General features: G+C 63.1%; 16 protein-coding genes and 2 tRNA genes. 5 read left to right on the plus strand and 13 right to left on the minus strand.

Translation table 11 applies throughout. The annotated features are described in order from the left end of the window. Positions 1-136 precede the first annotated feature (136 nt). Both ACX1NL_RS09365 and ACX1NL_RS09370 read left to right on the plus strand, forming a co-directional pair. Positions 137-209, plus strand: a tRNA-Lys gene (locus tag ACX1NL_RS09365). A gap of 103 nt (positions 210-312) precedes the next feature. After that, complete coding sequence (locus tag ACX1NL_RS09370; protein ID WP_269511299.1) at positions 313-879, plus strand: isochorismatase family protein; 567 nt, start codon at positions 313-315, stop codon at positions 877-879. A 2-nt stretch (positions 880-881) separates the two neighbouring features. Here the strand turns inward: ACX1NL_RS09370 and ACX1NL_RS09375 are convergent, their stop codons facing one another. From ACX1NL_RS09375 to ACX1NL_RS09385, 3 genes are all read right to left on the minus strand, one after another. Further along, positions 882-1,529: a DUF305 domain-containing protein gene (locus tag ACX1NL_RS09375; protein ID WP_458897998.1), complete on the minus strand. Its 648-nt coding sequence runs from the start codon at positions 1,527-1,529 to the stop codon at positions 882-884. Between the two features lie 100 nt (positions 1,530-1,629). Further along, the gene (locus tag ACX1NL_RS09380; protein ID WP_458897999.1) at positions 1,630-2,493 is read right to left on the minus strand and encodes a class F sortase; all 864 of its coding nucleotides are present in this window, start codon (positions 2,491-2,493) and stop codon (positions 1,630-1,632) included. A 27-nt stretch (positions 2,494-2,520) separates the two neighbouring features. Beyond that, a complete protein-coding gene (locus ACX1NL_RS09385; RefSeq protein WP_181888980.1) occupies positions 2,521-2,796 on the minus strand; it encodes a DUF3618 domain-containing protein in 276 nt (91 codons plus the stop codon). A gap of 85 nt (positions 2,797-2,881) precedes the next feature. Here ACX1NL_RS09385 and bcp point away from each other — a divergent pair, with 85 nt between their 5' ends. After that, positions 2,882-3,367: a thioredoxin-dependent thiol peroxidase gene (bcp, locus tag ACX1NL_RS09390; protein ID WP_269952793.1), complete on the plus strand. Its 486-nt coding sequence runs from the start codon at positions 2,882-2,884 to the stop codon at positions 3,365-3,367. Between the two features lie 112 nt (positions 3,368-3,479). On the opposite strand, the gene ACX1NL_RS09395 is transcribed toward bcp, so the two are convergent. After that, the gene (locus tag ACX1NL_RS09395) at positions 3,480-9,224 is read right to left on the minus strand and encodes a VaFE repeat-containing surface-anchored protein (protein WP_458898000.1); all 5,745 of its coding nucleotides are present in this window, start codon (positions 9,222-9,224) and stop codon (positions 3,480-3,482) included. Positions 9,225-10,274: 1,050 nt separating this feature from the next. Next, positions 10,275-10,359: transfer RNA gene (locus tag ACX1NL_RS09400), tRNA-Leu, on the minus strand. A gap of 145 nt (positions 10,360-10,504) precedes the next feature. Here ACX1NL_RS09400 and ACX1NL_RS09405 point away from each other — a divergent pair. Together ACX1NL_RS09405 and ACX1NL_RS09410 are read left to right on the plus strand one after the other, a co-directional pair. Beyond that, the gene (locus tag ACX1NL_RS09405) at positions 10,505-10,948 is read left to right on the plus strand and encodes a hypothetical protein (protein WP_458898001.1); all 444 of its coding nucleotides are present in this window, start codon (positions 10,505-10,507) and stop codon (positions 10,946-10,948) included. A gap of 6 nt (positions 10,949-10,954) precedes the next feature. After that, a complete protein-coding gene (locus tag ACX1NL_RS09410; RefSeq protein WP_458898002.1) occupies positions 10,955-11,332 on the plus strand; it encodes a DUF3817 domain-containing protein in 378 nt (125 codons plus the stop codon). Between the two features lie 57 nt (positions 11,333-11,389). Here the strand turns inward: ACX1NL_RS09410 and lptM are convergent, their stop codons facing one another. From lptM to clpS, 8 genes are all read right to left on the minus strand, one after another. After that, positions 11,390-11,764, minus strand: coding sequence for an LPS translocon maturation chaperone LptM (lptM, locus tag ACX1NL_RS09415; RefSeq protein ID WP_269511310.1), 375 nt, complete (start codon positions 11,762-11,764; stop codon positions 11,390-11,392). A gap of 22 nt (positions 11,765-11,786) precedes the next feature. Then, entirely contained in the window at positions 11,787-12,386 is a 600-nt protein-coding gene (gene rdgB, locus ACX1NL_RS09420; RefSeq protein ID WP_458898003.1) for an RdgB/HAM1 family non-canonical purine NTP pyrophosphatase, read from the minus strand. Next, positions 12,380-13,108, minus strand: a complete 729-nt coding sequence (rph, locus tag ACX1NL_RS09425) for a ribonuclease PH (protein ID WP_458898004.1) — start codon at positions 13,106-13,108, stop codon at positions 12,380-12,382. Before rph ends, rdgB begins: the two co-directional genes overlap by 7 nt. Before the next feature lie 218 nt (positions 13,109-13,326). After that, complete coding sequence (locus tag ACX1NL_RS09430) at positions 13,327-14,094, minus strand: MBL fold metallo-hydrolase (RefSeq protein WP_458898005.1); 768 nt, start codon at positions 14,092-14,094, stop codon at positions 13,327-13,329. Between the two features lie 33 nt (positions 14,095-14,127). Further along, positions 14,128-14,967: a glutamate racemase gene (gene murI / locus ACX1NL_RS09435; protein ID WP_458898006.1), complete on the minus strand. Its 840-nt coding sequence runs from the start codon at positions 14,965-14,967 to the stop codon at positions 14,128-14,130. A 10-nt stretch (positions 14,968-14,977) separates the two neighbouring features. After that, positions 14,978-15,598, minus strand: a complete 621-nt coding sequence (locus tag ACX1NL_RS09440; RefSeq protein WP_239307524.1) for a rhomboid family intramembrane serine protease — start codon at positions 15,596-15,598, stop codon at positions 14,978-14,980. A gap of 461 nt (positions 15,599-16,059) precedes the next feature. After that, the gene (locus tag ACX1NL_RS09445) at positions 16,060-16,599 is read right to left on the minus strand and encodes a DUF2017 domain-containing protein (RefSeq protein WP_448238620.1); all 540 of its coding nucleotides are present in this window, start codon (positions 16,597-16,599) and stop codon (positions 16,060-16,062) included. A gap of 10 nt (positions 16,600-16,609) precedes the next feature. Continuing rightward, positions 16,610-16,909: an ATP-dependent Clp protease adapter ClpS gene (gene clpS / locus ACX1NL_RS09450; RefSeq protein WP_070475837.1), complete on the minus strand. Its 300-nt coding sequence runs from the start codon at positions 16,907-16,909 to the stop codon at positions 16,610-16,612. Between the last annotated feature and the right edge of the window lie 33 nt (positions 16,910-16,942).

The raw sequence follows: 16,942 nt of genomic DNA on the forward strand, positions 1-16,942 counted from the left end.
CCACTATTGTCGCGCGTGTGTTTACGCACATTGCCTATCGACGATTTCTCGCCCCTGACCAGCCGATTTCACGCTAGGCAGAGTGGGTGCTACAGTTTCTTTTCGTTGCCGAGAGCGACAGAGAAAAACAAAATACGCGCCATTAGCTCAATTGGCAGAGCAACTGACTCTTAATCAGTGGGTTCGGGGTTCGATTCCCTGATGGCGCACAATGTGAGGCGAGGCCAGCAGGAATTCTACCTGCTGGCCTCGTTTTGTTCTGCATTTGGCCATTGCGCCCGCTGCCCGCCCCCTGAGAGTAGGCTTAAACCCATGAAGACAGCATTAGTGATCGTGGACGTGCAGAACGACTTCTGCCCCGGCGGCGCGCTGGCCACCGCCCGCGGCGACGAGGTGGCGTCCAAAATCGCCGAACTGATCTCCACCGCGGACAGCCGCACCCATGACTACGACTGCATTGTTGCCACCCAGGACTGGCACATCGACCCGGGCGCGCACTTCTCGGACGCGCCCGACTTCGTGGATTCGTGGCCGCCGCACTGCCGGGCCGACTCCTACGGCGCGCAGATCCGCGGCCCGGTGAACACCGAACTGATCGACCAGTTCTTCAAGAAGGGCCACTACACCGCCGCTTACTCCGGCTTCGAGGGCGTCAACGACAACGACGAGTTGCTGGCGGACTGGCTGCGCACGCAGAGCGTTTCCCACCTGGATGTCTGCGGCATCGCCACCGACCACTGCGTGCGCGCAACGGTCCTCGACGCGTTGAAGGAAGGCTTCAAGGTCCGGGTGCTGCGGGCAATGTGCTCGCCTGTCGACGACAAGCGCGGCGCCGACGCCCTCCAGGAGATGATCGACGCCGGCGCGGAACTGGTCTAACGCTAGTTCGGCGTGTAGCCGAGCAGGTCTTCCATCTCCCCCATCTCGGCGGTTTGGACGTCGACCATCTGCTGCGCCATCTCGCGCAGCGGGCCGTAGCCGCCCCGGTCGATCTCGTCCTGCGTCATGTCGATGACGTGGGCGTGGTGGAAGTGCATCATCTCCAGAAACGCAGTGCGAAGCTCGTCGCCGGTTTTTGATTCGAACTCTGCGAGCTGCTCCGGGTGGAACATGCCGTTGGCGATGTGTTTGGAGTGGTGCTCCATATCCTCTTGGATGCCCCACTCGTCAGCCCAGGCTCGCATCTGCTCGTTCTCGCGCTCCTGGCCGTCCTTGATGCGCTGCGCGAGGTCGCGAACTTGAGCGTCGTCCACATCCGAGGCCAGCAGGACGTCCGACATGTCAATGGCCTGCTCGTGGTGCGGCACCATCATCCCGAGGAAGTGGACGTCCACATCGTTGTAGCCCGCCTCCCCGTCGGCGGAGGTTGTGGTCTCAGGCGAAAACGCGGCGCGTATCGACGGCCCCGCGAACGTCAGCACCAGCGCCAGCGCCGCAATCAGCGCCACTGCGATCCACAGCGGCTTCTTGCTGGGCCGCATTTCTTCGAGTTCCGGATCGTGCGCGGTCTGCGCGTGCTCATTCGTCATTGGTATGCCCTTTCTGGTCTTGTTTGAGGGTAACCCAAAAACCGCGCCGACACACTGCGTTTCGTGCAGCGCATCGGCGCGGTAGGAATGAGAACTCGGGCTAGACCGCAGGCGGTGCCGGCGGCGCGACCGGCTCCGCGATGGTGATGATGTTGTCGGCGTACCCCAGGGCCCCGCCGACGAACTGGCCGCCGCAGGTGATCAGCACCAGGCGGTTCGGGCCGGTGGCGTCGTTGACCTCCGGCGGGAAGTCCGAGCCCTTCGGCAGCCGGTACGGCGCCTGGGTGACGCGGAAGGTGCGCGGCGTGCCGTCGATGAGCACGTCGAACTCCTGGCCCACCGCCATGTTGGCGAAGCGGGCGGCGTACCCGGTGCCCTGGCCCTGGTAGTTGATGTGCCCGGTGATCACCGACGAACCCACGGCACCCTCTGCCCCCGGCACGGCCGAGGCGGAGTACCAGCCCAGGCGCGAGACGTCCGCCGGCGGGATCAGCGCGCCAGCTTCCGTCAGCTGCACCGGGTCCACCGCGGCGATGTCGCCGCCGACGTTCAACGCCATCCCCTCGATGCCGTCGAACTGGCCCGGCGCAGCCTCGTACTGCACCTCCTGCTCGCCCTCAGGGTCGACGTAGCCGCCCTCCGTCGGCACAGGGGACTCCTCGCCCGGCTCCTGCTCCGTCGCGCCCTCAGGGGCCTCGCCTGCCGACGGCGCCACACTCTCCCCCACCGGCACCTCACTGGCGGCGTCGGTGTCAGCGGGCTCGTCGTCGTTGTTGCGGAACGCGAAGATCGCGAGCTGCAGCAGCACCAGCGCGATCGCGATGACGGCCACGATCGGCCACCACTTGCGACGCTGTTGTGTTTCCTCGCCGTCGCTCAGGCCGTCAAGCCTGTCGTCCTGGTCTTCGAGCCGGTGCTTTCCGCGGCCCGGTTCGGGGGTGCTGCCAGAGATGGAGGTGGACATGTGCGGGGGTTACCTTTGGTGCGTCGATTAGCGGTTGGCCAGGAGCTTCTGCAGTTCCTTGAGCTCGCTCTTGCGCTTGCGGCCGTTGTAGGCCTTGATGCTGATCAGGACTGCGATACCGGCAACAACGCCGCCGATGACCTTCTGCACCGTCTCGTCCTGCAGCCAGTTGGCGGCCTCGGACTTGGCGTTGCCGGCCAGGGTCTTCGGGTTGGTTCGGTCCGCGAGCTCGTCCAGGGTGCTGGCGAGCTGGTTGCGGGTGCGCTCGAGGTCGCGTTCGATGTCGTGGATGTCACGTGCCATGGGAAATTGCTCCTCAGATTGTTAAAAGTTTTGTCGTTCGGCGTTTCCGCCGCCGAGGTATCAGCTTAGTGTAAAACGGGGTGGTATGACTGACTCCATCCGCCTAGATACCGGCGACACCGCCCCCGAGTTTGCACTGTCCAACGACCGCGGCGAGACCGTCTCCCTGAAGGACTTCGCCGGCTCCCGCGTGATCGTGTACTTCTACCCGCGCGCCAACACCCCGGGCTGCACCACCGAGGCGTGCGATTTCACCGAGAACTTCAGCCAGTTCGATGACGCCGGCGTGAAGGTCCTCGGCATCAGCCCCGACACACCGGAGGCGTTGGCGAAGTTCCGCGCGGACCACGACCTTTCCGTCGAGCTGCTGTCCGACCCGTCGAAGGAGACCCTGGAGGCCTACGGCGCGTTCGGCGAGAAAAAGAACTACGGCAAGGTGGTCCAGGGCGTCATCCGCTCCACCTTCCTGGTATCTGTGGACGACGCCGGCAAGGGCACCATCGAGACGGCCCAGTACAACGTCAAGGCCACCGGCCACGTGGGCCGCATCCTGCGCGACTGGAACATCTAAGCTTTTCGACGACCAAAGGCCCCGCACGCCCATTCGGGTGTGCGGGGCCTTTTCGGTTATGCCCTGCGGGCTATGCCTGGCACCGCCCTGGTGTGGGCGGCGCCGTCAGCGCCTAGATGTAGGCCGGCATGTCCTTCTCGAGGACGGTGCCGCCGGACGGGATCTGCTTGATCTCGCCACGCGGGCTGTCAGCCGGGACCGGCTTGCCCACCGGCGCAGGCGCCGGCTGGCTGGACGGTGCCGGAGCAGGCTTGCTCTCCTGCGGTGCCGGGGTCGGCTTCGGCGCCGGCTTGGACGAGCCGTTGCCGCCACCGAGCACTGCCGGGATCATGCCCAGGCCCGGGATGAGCAGCAGCCACCACAGCTTCTTCTTGTCGAAGTCAGCCGAGCTGCCCTCCTCACCCGGAGTCGTGGACGGCGCCGGGGTGGAGGAAGCCGGGGTGGTCTCCTCAGCCGGTGCGCCCGGGGTGGTCGTCGACGGCGTGGTCGTTGCCGGGGTGGTCTTCTCGGCCGGCGGGGTGTCGCCCTCGCTGGTCTCGACCGTCTGGTAGCCGTCGTTGATGTCCTTGTGCTCAGCGATCGGGTTGTCGTCGGTGACGTCGTCCGGGGTGTTGCCACCCTTCGGGTTCTCGTCGCCGTTGCGGTCAACCTCGGTGGAGGTCAGGGTCTCGAACGCCACGGCTGCCGGGACGGCACCCTCAGCGTTGGTCACCGGGATCTCCACCACAATCTCGCCGTAGGCAGCCTCCGGGGTGAAGGTCACGGACTGGGTACCCAGTACGCGGCCCTCGGTGTACGGAGCGGACTCGCCGAGGCGTTCCATCAGCTGTGCGGTTGCGGTGTAGGTCGCGCCCGGGACCAGGCCCCAGTACTTGACCACATCGCGCACCACGGCACCGTTGACAACTTCAGCGCCCTTGGAGAAGTCAGCGTTGGTGGACACACCCGGCTCACCCGGGATGTCACGGCCTTCGCTGGTACCCGGGGTGATCACCGTCTGCGCGGCATCGTTGATGTCGCGGTGCTCGGCGATCTGCTGCGGCACGCGGTTGCCTGCCGGCTGCTCGTTGCCCTGCGCGTCAACCTCGACGGAGGTGAGGCGCTCGAAGGCGACTGCAGCGTGAACCGGGTTGTTCACCCAGGAAGCGACGGTGATGTCGACGTTGACCGCACCGTAGCCGCTCTCGGAGGCGACGAACTGCTTCTCGCCCTGGCCGATGATGGCACCGCTGCCCTTGGCAACGAGGTCCGCGGTCAGGGTGTAGGTCTTGCCCGGAACCAGGCCGGTGTAGCGGACGGTGTCCACCACGGTGGCGCCAGCCACAACCTCGGTAGAACCTTCAGCGAAGTTCGCGTTGGTGCCGATGAACGGCTCAGAGTTCTCCTGAGCGTTCGGGCTGCGAACCGTCTGGTTCTGATCGTTGATGTTCTTGTGCTCAGCGATCGGGTTGTCGTCCGAGACGTCGTTCGGCGTCTCGCCGCCCTTCGGGTTGTCCTTGCCCTCGCGGTCGACCTCGGTGGAGGTCAGCGTCTCGAAGGCGACAGCCGCACGGACCGGGGTGTCGATGCCGTCTACAACCGGGATCTCCACAACCACGGAGCCGTTGCCGGTCTCCGACGCGGTGAAGGTCTTGGTGCCGGTGCCGATGATGGCGTCGCCGTAGGCGTCGCGGTTCACCAGCTCGTTGTAAACGTCCTTGCTCACTAGCTCAGCGGTCAGCGTGTAGGTCTTGCCCGGGACCAGGCCCTGGTACTTGACCGTGTCGTTGACCACGGTGCCGGAGACAACTTCCTTCGCACCGTTGGCGAAGTCAGCGGTCGTACCGATCTGCGGGTTCGGGAACCACACAACCGGCGGCACAACCGGGGTGGTCGTGTTCGACGGAGCCACCGGAGCGGTCGGCTTCGTCGGCTGCTCGGAGGTGGTCACCTTCGTCGTCGGCTCGGTCGTCTGCTCAGACGTCGTCGGCTCGGTCGTCGTGGTGGTCTCCTTAGACGTCGTCGGCTCAGCCGGGACAGTTGGGGTGGACTCCTCCGGGGTCGGCTCTTCCTCAGGCGTGGAAGCACAGGTCTCCGGAGCCGTGGTCACCTCAGTCGTGGACTCCTCAACCGTGGTACCCGGAACAGTGCTGCCCGGGACGGTGGTTTCCGGACCAGTGGTGCCCGAAACGGTGGTCTCCGGAACCGTCGTACCCGGCACCGTGCTCACCGTGGTCACCGGCACGCAATTGTCCGGCGTGGAGGTCGGTGCAGCCGGGCTGGTCGGCGTGGAGGTCGGCGCAGCCGGGCTGGTCGGCGTGGAGGTCGAGGTCTTCACAACCTCGAACGTCTGCGCCTTATCCTTCGGATCCTTGTGCTCGACTACCTCGCGGTTGTCCTTCGACGAATCCTTCGGCGTGCCGTCGGAGTTCGTCGTCGGCTGATTGTTGCCATCAAGCGGGATCGCCCGCTCGTACACAACGTACGTCTCACCCGCGGTTAGTTCGGTCAGCGTACCGAAGTCGACGGTAGCCGTACCCGCGCCGTTCTCAGCGGCCAGAACGTCGGTGAGCTTCACCTCGGTCACCGGGGTGACCTTCACAACCTCGCCAGCCTCGTTGAACTCAACGTGCTGCAGCTGCCCCTCGAAGCGGTACTTCGCGCCCGCGACCAGGCCGGAGTAGGTGATCTCGTCCGTCACCTTCAGGCCATTGGTCACGTCCTGCTCGGTCACGGTCACCGGCTTGCCATCGACGATGGTCTTGCCGTTCACCGTCACCTTGGTGTCGATCTTGCCCTCAGGGTTCGACGGCACCAACGGCACCACCGGGGTGCTGCTCGGAGCAGTTTCACTTGTCGACGGCTCCGCCACCGACGTCGTCACCTCAGTCGTCGCCTCGGTGCTCGTCAGCATCTGGATCGTCGTGGTCGGCGTCGGGTCCTCGGAAGTGGTCTCCTCCGTGGACGGCTCCTGCGGAGAGGTCACCTTGGTTGTCGTGCTCGTCGTCGTGGCGGTCGACGGCGACGGTACCGACGGTTCAGTGCTCGTCAGCATCTGGATCGTCGTCGTCGGGATCGTCTCCTCAGAGGTCGTCTCCTTCGGAGTGGTTTCCTCCGCAGTCGTCGGCTCAGTGCTCGTCAGCATCTGGATCGTCGTCGTCGGCGCCGGCTCCTTAGAAGTAGTCGGCTCGGTCGACGGGATCATCTGAATCGTCGTGGTCGGCGCCGACTCCTCGGTAGTGGTCTCCTCCGGGGTGGTCGACGGCTCTGTCGTGGGAGTGTTCACCGGGCCCTCGACGGTCTGGTTGCCGTCGTTGATGTCCTTGTGCTCAGCGATCTCGTTCGCACCCGGAGCATCCGGGGTGTCGTTGCCGTTGCGATCGACCTCAGTGGAGGTCAGCTCCTCGAAGGCAACGGCGGCAGCAACCTGCTCGCCATCTTCAAGACCATCAACGGTGATTCGCACATCGACCTTGCCGTTCTCAGCTTCAGCCTTGAACGTCTCAGTGCCAGTGCCGATCGTGCGGCCCACACCGTACGGAGCTGCCTCGCCGAGGCGCTCCTTCAACTCAGCGGTCAGGGTGTAGGTCTTGCCTTCAATCAGACCGGAGTAGTCAACGGTATCCACAACAACCGTGCCGTTTTCAACCTGCTTCGCACCATCCGCGAAGTTCGCGTTGGTCGCGATGCGCGGGCTGCGCACGGTCTGATCGTTGTCGTTGATGTCCTTGTGCTCAGCGATCTTGTTGTCGTCGTCCGTCGTGCGGGTCTCCCCGCCCTTCGGGTTCTCCTTGCCAGCGCGGTCGACCTGCGTGGAAGTCAACGTCTCGAAGGCAACAGCAGCAGTGACAGTCTCGCCCTCCGGTGCGTTGCTGACCACGATGGTCACATCCTCAGAACCGTTCGGCTCAGTAGGAACGAACGTCTTGTTGCCGGAACCGAGCACCGTCTCACCGTCTGCCTTATTAATAAGGTCCGCGGTCAGGGTGTACACCTTGCCCGGCACGAGGCCTTCGTAGGTAACGGTGTCAACCACGGCAGAGCCGTTCTTGACCTCCTGCGCACCGTTGGCGAAGTTCGCGTTCGTGGAGATCTTCGGATTACGGACCGTCTGGTCCTCATCGTCGATTTCCTTGTGCTCAGCAATCTCGTTGCCGTCCTCGTTCGGGTTGTCGTTGCCGAAGCGATCAACAACCTTGGAGGTCAGTTCCTCGAAAGCAACAGCCGCGGTCACCGTGCGGCCGTCCGGAGCATTGTCGACAGTGATCTCCACATCCTCAGAGCCGTTCGCCTCCTTCGGGGTGAAGGTCTTGGTGCCGGTGCCCAGAACGGTCTTGCCGTCAGCCTTATCGATCAGCTGTGCGGTGAGGGTGTACTCCTTGCCCGGCACAAGACCGGCGTAGGAGACGGTATCCACAACCACAGCACCGTTGGTTACCTCAGTGGAACCCTCCGCGAAGTTTGCGTTCGTGGAGATGTGCGGAACACCAACAGTCTGGTTGGCGTCGTTGATGTCCTTGTGCTCAGCGATCTTGTTGTCGTCGGACGTCTCCGGGGTGTCGCCACCCTGCGGGGTGTCCTGACCAGCCTTGTCAACTTCAGTAGAGGTCAACTCCTCAAAGGCAACAGCGGCGTCAACCGACTCGTTCACATCATCGTTGACCTTGATTTCGACCTCGACGGAACCGTCAGTGGTCTCCGGGCTGAAGGTCTTCGTGCCAGCGCCCACAACGGTCTTGCCGTCAGCCTTATTGATCAGCTGCGCGGACAGGGTGTACTCCTTGCCCGGAACCAGACCCTTGTAATCAACGGTGTCGATCACGGTGTTGCCGGCAGCAATCTCAGTCGAGCCATCTGCGAACTTCGCGTTGGTCGCGATGCTCGGCTCAAGCACGGTGCGGACCGTCTGGTCCTCATCGGTGATGTCCTCGTGCTCAGCGATGTCATTGACCGTCTTACCGTTGGTCTCCTCGCCATCCTTATTGACTTCCTTGGAAGTCAGACGCTCAAACGCAACCGCAGCCTGAACCGGGTTCGGAGCGTTAGTCACAGCGATCTCAACCTTGACATTGCCGTTGACCAGCTTGCCCTCGTCGCCCGGGACCTTGAAGGTCACCGCGCCAGTACCCAGGACGTTGTTCTCATCCTGCTTATCGACGAGCTTCGCATCCAACGCGTAGCTCTTACCCGCAACCAGGCCGTAGTAGTACACAGTGTCCACAACGGTGTTGCCGTTCTGAACAACGTTTACCCCGTCCTTGAACTCCGCAACGGTGCGAATTTCCGGGTTCGGGTTGAACCCCTGCTTGACAGTGGTAGTCACAGTCTCCGCGGACGGAGACGACGGCTCAACCGGAGGAACCGGTGACTCCTTGGAAGTTGGTTCATCCTCACTTACGACAGTTTGATCGTCGTCGTTGATGTCCTTGTGCTCAGCGATCTTGTTGTCGTCGGACGTCTCCGAGGTGTCGCCACCCTTCGGGTTGTCCTTGCCTTCGCTGTCAACCTCAGTGGAGGTCAGAGTCTCGAATGCAACCGCGACCTTCACCGGCTCGGTCACACCGTCGTTGACCTTGATTTCGACCTCGACGGAACCGTTTGCAGTCTCCGGGGTGAAGGTCTTGGTGCCGACGCCAACAACGGCATCACCGTAAGCACTCTTGTCTTCCAGAGCGTTGTAGGCATCCTTGCCGACCAGCTCAGCGGTCAGCGTATAGGTCTTGTCCGGGACCAGGTCGGAGTAAGATACGGTGTCCACAACAGACGTGCCAGCCTTGATCTCAGTAGCGCCATCCTTGAACGCGGCCTGAGTCTTAATCGAAGGCTCCAGGGAAGGTGTCGGATCCTCGGTCAAGCCCGGCTGATCGATCGGCAGCATTCGCTGACTAGCAAACCGGCCTCCGTTAGTGATCTCTGGCGAATACGGGGGTAAAACGACGACGATGTAGTCAGTCGAGGCCGCCTCCGGAATGGACACACCCTCAACTCGCCGCAGGGTGAAGTTATCCCCAGAGTCGATCTCGTACCCAGTGGTCTTTCTGAAATCCTCCTTTGTCGCACCCTTATCCGAAAAGTCGCCCGAGAGTTCGTTCCAAAGATCGACGTAGGGCAGTGTGCTAATCGAGTACCTAACGGTTCGCGTCCTATCAAGCGCGTTCTTGTCGGTATTCTCAATCAATGCTGAGAGGTAGAACGAGTAGCGTGCTGCCAGGTTGTAATCACCTTTTGCAAATGCGTCCTGTTGCAACTTTGCTACGTGCATCACCGCATTCCGGAGCTCCGGGTTGTCCCGGAATTCAAACTTGACAGCATCATTTGGACTGTAACGAAGATCCTCTTTTGAAGTTACATAAGGCGTACTCATCCCAGGATCGAGGCACCATGCCCAACCGATTTGAGAATCGGCGAGTTCTTCTGCGTCAATGACGACGTAAGCGTCCTTTGAGTATCCGTCTAGCCCACTACCGGTCTGAATCGGCAAGTATTTTTCGGATTTAAATGGGGTGAATAGACTCTGCGCCTGCGCAGAAGGTGCTACTATCGCCCCAAATATGAGACCAGTTACAGCAAGCAGGGAGACGAACACCCCCCACCACGATCTAGTTCTTGCTGGACTATCTAACACAAGCTCCACCTTTCACTCGTCGAGCAGCGCATTGCCGCCACATTTCCAACACCCCGCCAAGTGGACATGCCAATGGCAGGGGTTTTCCAGGAAAACATAACCCATAGACAGGCGAGGGGCAACGGCTTATACGCAGGTCGAAAACTTCTGTACATTAGTGAATCGTCCGCTTAACCCCCTCTAAGCGTTGAAATTTGGGTACCCCTGCAACACGCTGGGGAAACTTTTTGCAAACAAGTCGAGCTGTTCAAAACACGAGAATCTCTAAGTTTTTCGGTATCGCCCCCGCCACCCCGCAAAACTTGGTGCGCCCGGGGAGACTTGAACTCCCACGCCATAAGGCACTGGAACCTAAATCCAGCGCGTCTGCCAATTCCGCCACGGGCGCTTCGTTGGTGAATAGTACACAGTGGTGCGCTGCAATCGTTAACCGGAACCTGAACCTTTACGGCGACATATAAATACAGTGCGATTGAACTGGGCAGTCAAACTTTCGTTTGGTCTTTTAAGGTTGCCGGGTAGACTGACCAGCTGTGAGCGAAGAGAACAAGGCAGTTGAGAGCACTGAGGCGGTGCCCCAACGCGAGCGCGTTCGTGTGCGCTGGTGGCATATCGTGCTGCTAATCGCAGCAGCCGTGACCTGTCTCCTGCTCGCGAACTGGCAGTGGGAGCGCTACCAGTCCGGCTCGGGAACGTTCCAGAACCTGGGCTACGCCCTGCAATGGCCGTGCTTCGCAGCGTTTTTCATCTACGCCTACCGCGTAGGCATGCGCATGGAAAACGACAAGATCGACGCCGAAAACGCCGGCCTGACCATGGACGACCTCTACGAGGCCGACCTTGCCAAGTACGGCGAAGTGAAGGAACCCACGGCGATCGATGAGGACTTCCTCCCCTCTCGCCCTGAGCTGGACGTGGAGGAATACAACGAGCTTGTGGCACCACGCCGTCAAACGAACACAGAAGGTAAAAGGTGAATCAGCATGACGCAGCCGACCCCGCAGACCCCGCCCACTCAGCCCGCGCGTATCCACCCAGAGCGCCAGCGCCGCGTGAAGCAGGCACTGCAGTTTTTCACCGTCACCGCGTGGATCACTGGTGTGCTGTTCCTCCTGCTTATTACCCGCATGATCATGCAGTACGGCTTTGAGATGAACGTCGATTACTTGTCCTGGGTCGCCCGCGTGCACGGCTTCGCGTTTGTGGCTTTTCTGATGGCGTCGTTGAATCTAGGTTCCAAGGCCCGCTGGTCCGCGGGCACCTGGATTACCACCGCTCTGTCCGGAGTTGTGCCGTTCATGTCGTTTATCGTGGAAGCCAAGCGCCGCAAGGAAGTAACGGAGAAGTTCCAGCTCTCCTAAGCACAAGACAAAACCCGGCAGGGAAAACCTGCCGGGTTTTGTGATGTCGGAGCCGGTTTACTTTTCGGTGGTCTTGGACAGCACCATCACGCCGACCTTTTCCGCCTGGTCGTTCTGCGGGCTCAGGGTGAGGGTGTCGCCGCTGCGCTCGGCGTCGTACTTCAGGTCCTGGTGGGTCAGCGGATCCTCGAGCTTGAACTCCTTGTCGTCGCGCAGGCAGTTCGCCTCGTTGGTTTCACCGTCGGTCTCGGTCATCTGCCAGTCGCAGTCCTTGCCATCGATAGTGATGGTGGCGTGGCCGCCGCCTTTGCCTTCCTGGGTCGCGGTGATGTCGCCGGTCCATTCGCCGTCGAAATCACCCTTCTGACCGCAACCGGTCAGCAGCGCGCCGGAAGCGAGAACAGTTCCTACAAGTGCAATCGTTTTCTTCATAAGCACACTGTAACGAATTGCGTCACTTCAGCGCCGCTATGTGCGGGGCAAGCGCACGAAGCGCCTTGCCGCGGTGGGAGCGGGCATTCTTCTCATCGGCGGAAAGTTCGGCGGACGAGCGGCCGTCGGCGTCGGCGGGTTGAAAGAGTGGATCGTAGCCGAAGCCGTTCTCGCCGCGCGGTTCGCGCAGCAGTTCGCCCTCCCAGCGGCCCTCGGCGGTGAACTCCTGCCCATCCGGGGCGGCCAGGGCGCAGCAGGACACGAACGCGGCGGCTCGCTCGTTGATGTCCGCCATCTGGGCGAGCAACAGTTCGTTGTTGGCCTGGTCGTCGCCGTGGTTGCCGGACCAGCGGGCGGACAGGATGCCGGGCATGCCGTTGAGCGCTTCCACGGTCAGGCCGGAATCGTCGGCAACGCAGGGCAGGCCGGTGGCTTTTGCTCCGGCGCGGGCCTTCGATAGGGCGTTGTCCACGAAGGTGAGGCCGTCTTCGACGGGGTCGGGGTACGGCGGAGCGTCGTGAAGCGAGACAAGCTCCACCCCTTCAATGTTGAGCTCGCGGAGCACCTGCTCGAGCTCGCGGACCTTGCCTTGGTTCCTGGATGCGACGAGAACTCTTACCATCCCAGCGCCGCCTTCTGCACTGCGATGAGTTCCTCGCAGCCCTTCGCCGCGACATCCAGCATCTCGCCGAGCTGCTCGCGGCCGAACAGGCCGTGCTCGCCGGTGCCCTGGATCTCCACGAAGTTGCCGCCCTCCTGCATCACCACGTTGAGGTCCACCTCGGCGCGGGAGTCCTCCTCGTAGGGCAGGTCCAGGCACACGTGGCCGTCGATGATGCCGGCGGAAACGGCGGCAATCGGCTTGAGCAGCGGCTCGCCCGGGACAACGCCGCGCTCCTTGAGCACCGCGATGGCATCCGCGAGCGCGACGTACGCGCCGGTGATGGAGGCAGTGCGCGTGCCGCCGTCGGCCTGGAGCACGTCGCAGTCGAGCTGGATGGTGTTCTCGCCGAGCTGGCTCAGATCCACCGCGGCACGCAGCGAGCGGCCCACCAGACGCGAGATCTCGTGGGTGCGGCCCTTGACCTTGCCCTTCATGGACTCGCGCGGCATGCGCTCGTGGGTTGCGGACGGGAGCATGGCGTACTCGGCGGTGAGCCAGCCCTCGCCGGAATCCTTCTTAAAGCGCGGCACGCCCTCCTCCACGGAGGCCGTGCACATGACGCGGGTGTTGCCGAACTCCACGAGCACACTGCCCGCCGGGTTGGAAGTGAAGCCGCGGGTGATGCGCACAGGGCGCAGTTGGTCGAAGGCGCGGCCGTCCAGGCGCGAAAAATCAGTCATGCGTCCAAGGGTAACGCAGTTCGGCAATGTCGATTCGTCGGACTTCTACACCCAAGGCGTTTGATTGATCACGTTCGAAAGGCGCCCTGTGTGGACCCCTAAAATTTGAAAACCGGCCCTGGACTGACTACCTGAAGTAGACGAGCGGAACCGGTCATTGTGCTGGTTAAGTTAACACATTAAGTTGCCCTCACTGCCATTGCGCGTAACGCAGGCGCTTAAGGCTCGAAGGTGGCGCCGGCTTTGCCCAGGATGATTTCCCCATCGAACTCGGTGCGGGCAGCTGCGAGGACGTCCTCTGGGTCCGTCCACGGCTGGATGTGCACCAGCACCAGGGTCTTCACCCCTGCTTCGCGGGCGATGCGGCCGGCCTCGACGCCGGACAGGTGCATGCCCTCCGCCTTGCCTTCGGAGGTTGCGCCCCAGGCGGCTTCGCAGAGGAAGTAGTCGGCGTTGCGTGCGGCGTCGATGAGCGTTGGCGTGTACCCGGAGTCGCCGGAGAACGTGATGACCTTGCCGGCGGCGTCCTCGATGCGCAGCGCATGCGACTCTTGTGCCGGGTGGATCACGTCGAACGGCGTGATGGTCAGACCGCTGAGTTGCTCCGGCTGCCCGGCGCGCCAGGTGGTGAACTCGAAGGTGTCCGTAAAGTCGTCCTGCTCCCCCGGCGCGTCCGCGCTCATCCGCCCCAAGTGCTCCGGCGCGTACGAGGGGCCGATCAGCCGGTGGCGCTGCTGCGCCGGGGCCGAGGGGTGGTAACGGCGCCACACAAGCAGCGACGGGAAGTCCGAGCAGTGGTCGGCGTGAAGATGGCTGAAGATGACGTGCGCCGCAGACGGGTCGAACCGCTCCTGCATGGCGGCGAGCGCTCCCGGACCGAAGTCCATCACCACATCCGTTTCACCAGGCACGGAGATGACGTAGGAGGAAGCTGGGTTACCGGGCGCGGCCAGGCTCCCAGAGCACCCGAGGATGGTCAACTGCATGGACACACTCTGCCATGAATGGGGCACATTTTCCTAGTGAATCCTTAAATCACGGCCGACAGCGTGCACCGGAGGCGCCAGGAAGCGGCGGGCGAGCGCGTCGAAGGTGTCGGGGTCGCCGGTGGATTCGAAGATGTGGGTGGGGGCGGACGTGCCGTCGTTAAGCATATTGCGCTCGGTGAGGACACGAAGCACATCCTTTGAGGTCTCCTCGGCGGAGGAGACGAGCGCGACCTCATCGCCGATGGCCAGCTGGATCACGCCGGAGAGCAGCGGGTAGTGCGTGCAGCCGAGCACGAGGGTGTCCACGTCGGCCTCGCGCAGCGGTGCGACGTAGCCGCGTGCGACGTCGAGGACTTCCCTGCCGGAGGTTTTTCCTTGCTCCACAAACGGCACGAACTCCGGGCAGGCTTGGGCGGTGACCTGAAGGTTCGGGTTGACCGCGAAGAAGTCCTGGTACGCGCCGGATTTCACCGTGCCCTCGGTGCCGATGACGCCGATTTTGTTGTTGCGGGTGGTGGCCATCGCGCGACGCACGGCTGGCTGGATGACCTCGATGACGGGGATGTCGTAGCGCTCGCGGGCATCGTGGAGGAAAGCAGCAGTGGCGGTGTTGCAGGCGATCACCAGCATTTTGCAGCCGCGTTCCACGAGCTCGTCGGCAATGCGCTGCGAATGCGCGCGCACGTCCGCGATCGGCTGCGGGCCGTAGGGGCCGTGGGCGGTGTCGCCGATGTAGATCAGGGATTCGCCCGGCAGCTGGTCCATCACCGCGCGCGCTACCGTGAGGCCGCCGACGCCGGAATCAAACAGCCCGATGGGGGCGGAGTTGTTGTTGGAGTTGGGGTTTTGGCTGCCGGCGAAAGTTTCCACGCCGGTCATCCTATCCCTGCCTGCGCGCCTGCTTCTCAAGCGCTTTGGCCTGCTTCTTCGCGGCCAACTTCGGCGGGTCGTCGGAGGTGATCACCATGCTGGCGACAATCCCGCCGATTGCGCCGAACAGGTGCGCCTGCCAGCTCACCCCCTCAGTGCCGGGTAGCAAGCCGAAGATGAGGCCGGAGTAGAAAAAGCCCAGGACAACGCCGGTGATGATCTGGCCGATGGAGCGGTTGAAAAAGCCGCGGACGATCAGATACGCCAGCCAGCCGTACACCAGACCGGAGGCGCCGATGTGGTTCGTGCCCACGCCGCCGAACAGCCAGGTGCCAAGGCCGCCGATAATCACCACAAACGTGGTGACCTCCCAGAACACCCGCTTGCCGGAGTAGCCCACCAAGAACGCAAAGATTGCGCCGGGGATCGAGTTGGAGATGATGTGCTCGAAGTTCGCGTGCAGCAGCGGCGAGGTGAAGATGAACGGCAGGGAGGACACGTCCAGCGGGTGGATGCCAAACGCCTGCAGCCACGGGAACACCAGCTCCAGGATGAACACAATCCAGATCGTGGCGAGGAATCCGCCGGCGAGCTTCAGGCCCGTTTGGCGCTGCGCCTTTCGTTTCGACACCCGTCTGGTTCCGCGGGGTTGGCTGTATTGGGGCTGGCCGTACTGGCCCTGCTGCTGCGGGGTCGCGTACGGGTTGTACGGCTGGGCGGGCTCGCTAAACGCCGGCTGCTGCCGCTCCGGGTGCGAGAACGGTCGCTGGAACGGCTTGCCGTAGCCCGGCTGCCCGGTCTGGCCGTAGCCCCAGCCCTCGGGGGTGTGGTGGTTGTATTCGCTCATCGTGGTTGGAGTCTAGCGGGTTCGCCGGATCCGGGCCCGGTGGTGGCTGGGCGGTGGTTGGGCGGCGGCACCCGACTCTATTTCCGCCAGACCCCTAGTAAGGGACCCAGAGTATGCCCTGTTTTGGGCCATCCTCTGGGTCCCTTGATAGGGGTTTGTGGTGGGCAGGCCGAATCCCCGGAGTTTGTGGAGGGGTCTGCCGCGGTGGTCTACCGGAGGGCGTCGTAAAGCTGCGCGCGAAACCCCTAGCCCATGAGGGCTTCGAGGAGAGAGTCCTGGCAGAACGCGAGCCAGTCGATGAGGCGCTGGCGGTCCTCGCGCGCGGCCTCGCTGCCGGAGTCGTCCGCGGAGGCGTAGAGGCGCATGTCGTTGAGCGCGGCGATGAACTGGTGGGCCTCGTCCTCCTCGATGGTCACCTCGACGCCGCCGGTGGGGCCGAGCGCGGCGTTGACCACCTGCAAGTTGATCAGCTTGGCCTTGATGATGTCGTTTTCATGCAGGCTGCGAAGCAGGCCGTTGTCGCCGTCGAACTCCTCGTCGCCCTCGCGCTCGAAATCGGGCAGAAGGCGCGCCAGGCGCGGGTCCTCGGGCGCCTCGGTGTGGCCGGTGGCGACGCCGAGCATCTCCGCGAACTCATCCTTCGGCGCGGACTGGGCCCGCGCGATCAGCGCCTCGGACACGGTGGCGGTGAGGTCGCCGATGACCTCGCGCTCCATCGGGTCGAAGACGGTGGTGTACTTCGACGTCGAGCGCATCAGGCCCTTCTTCTTACGCCACGGCTGCATCGATTCTCCCCTACCCTGCCTGCTGCATTGTGGCCCAAAGCCCCGCGGTATGCAGCTTCTTCACGTCGGTTTCCACCTTGTCCTTCTCGCCCGAGGAGACCACGGCCTTGCCCTCGGTGTGGACCTGCATCATCAGCTCTTGGGCGCGCTTGCGGTCGTAGCCCAGCACGGTCTGGAACACGTAGGTGACATAGCTCATCAGGTTGACCGGGTCGTCCCACACGATGCACAGCCAGGGCAGGTTCTCGCTCGTGGCCACGTCCACGTCGATGGCCTCGTCCAACTCCGGGGTTGCCAGCGGCGAACCCATGCGCTCCGCGCGGCTGGCCGCAGGAAAATCGGC

Source organism: Corynebacterium sp. CQ3829_602738 (assembly GCF_054478435.1).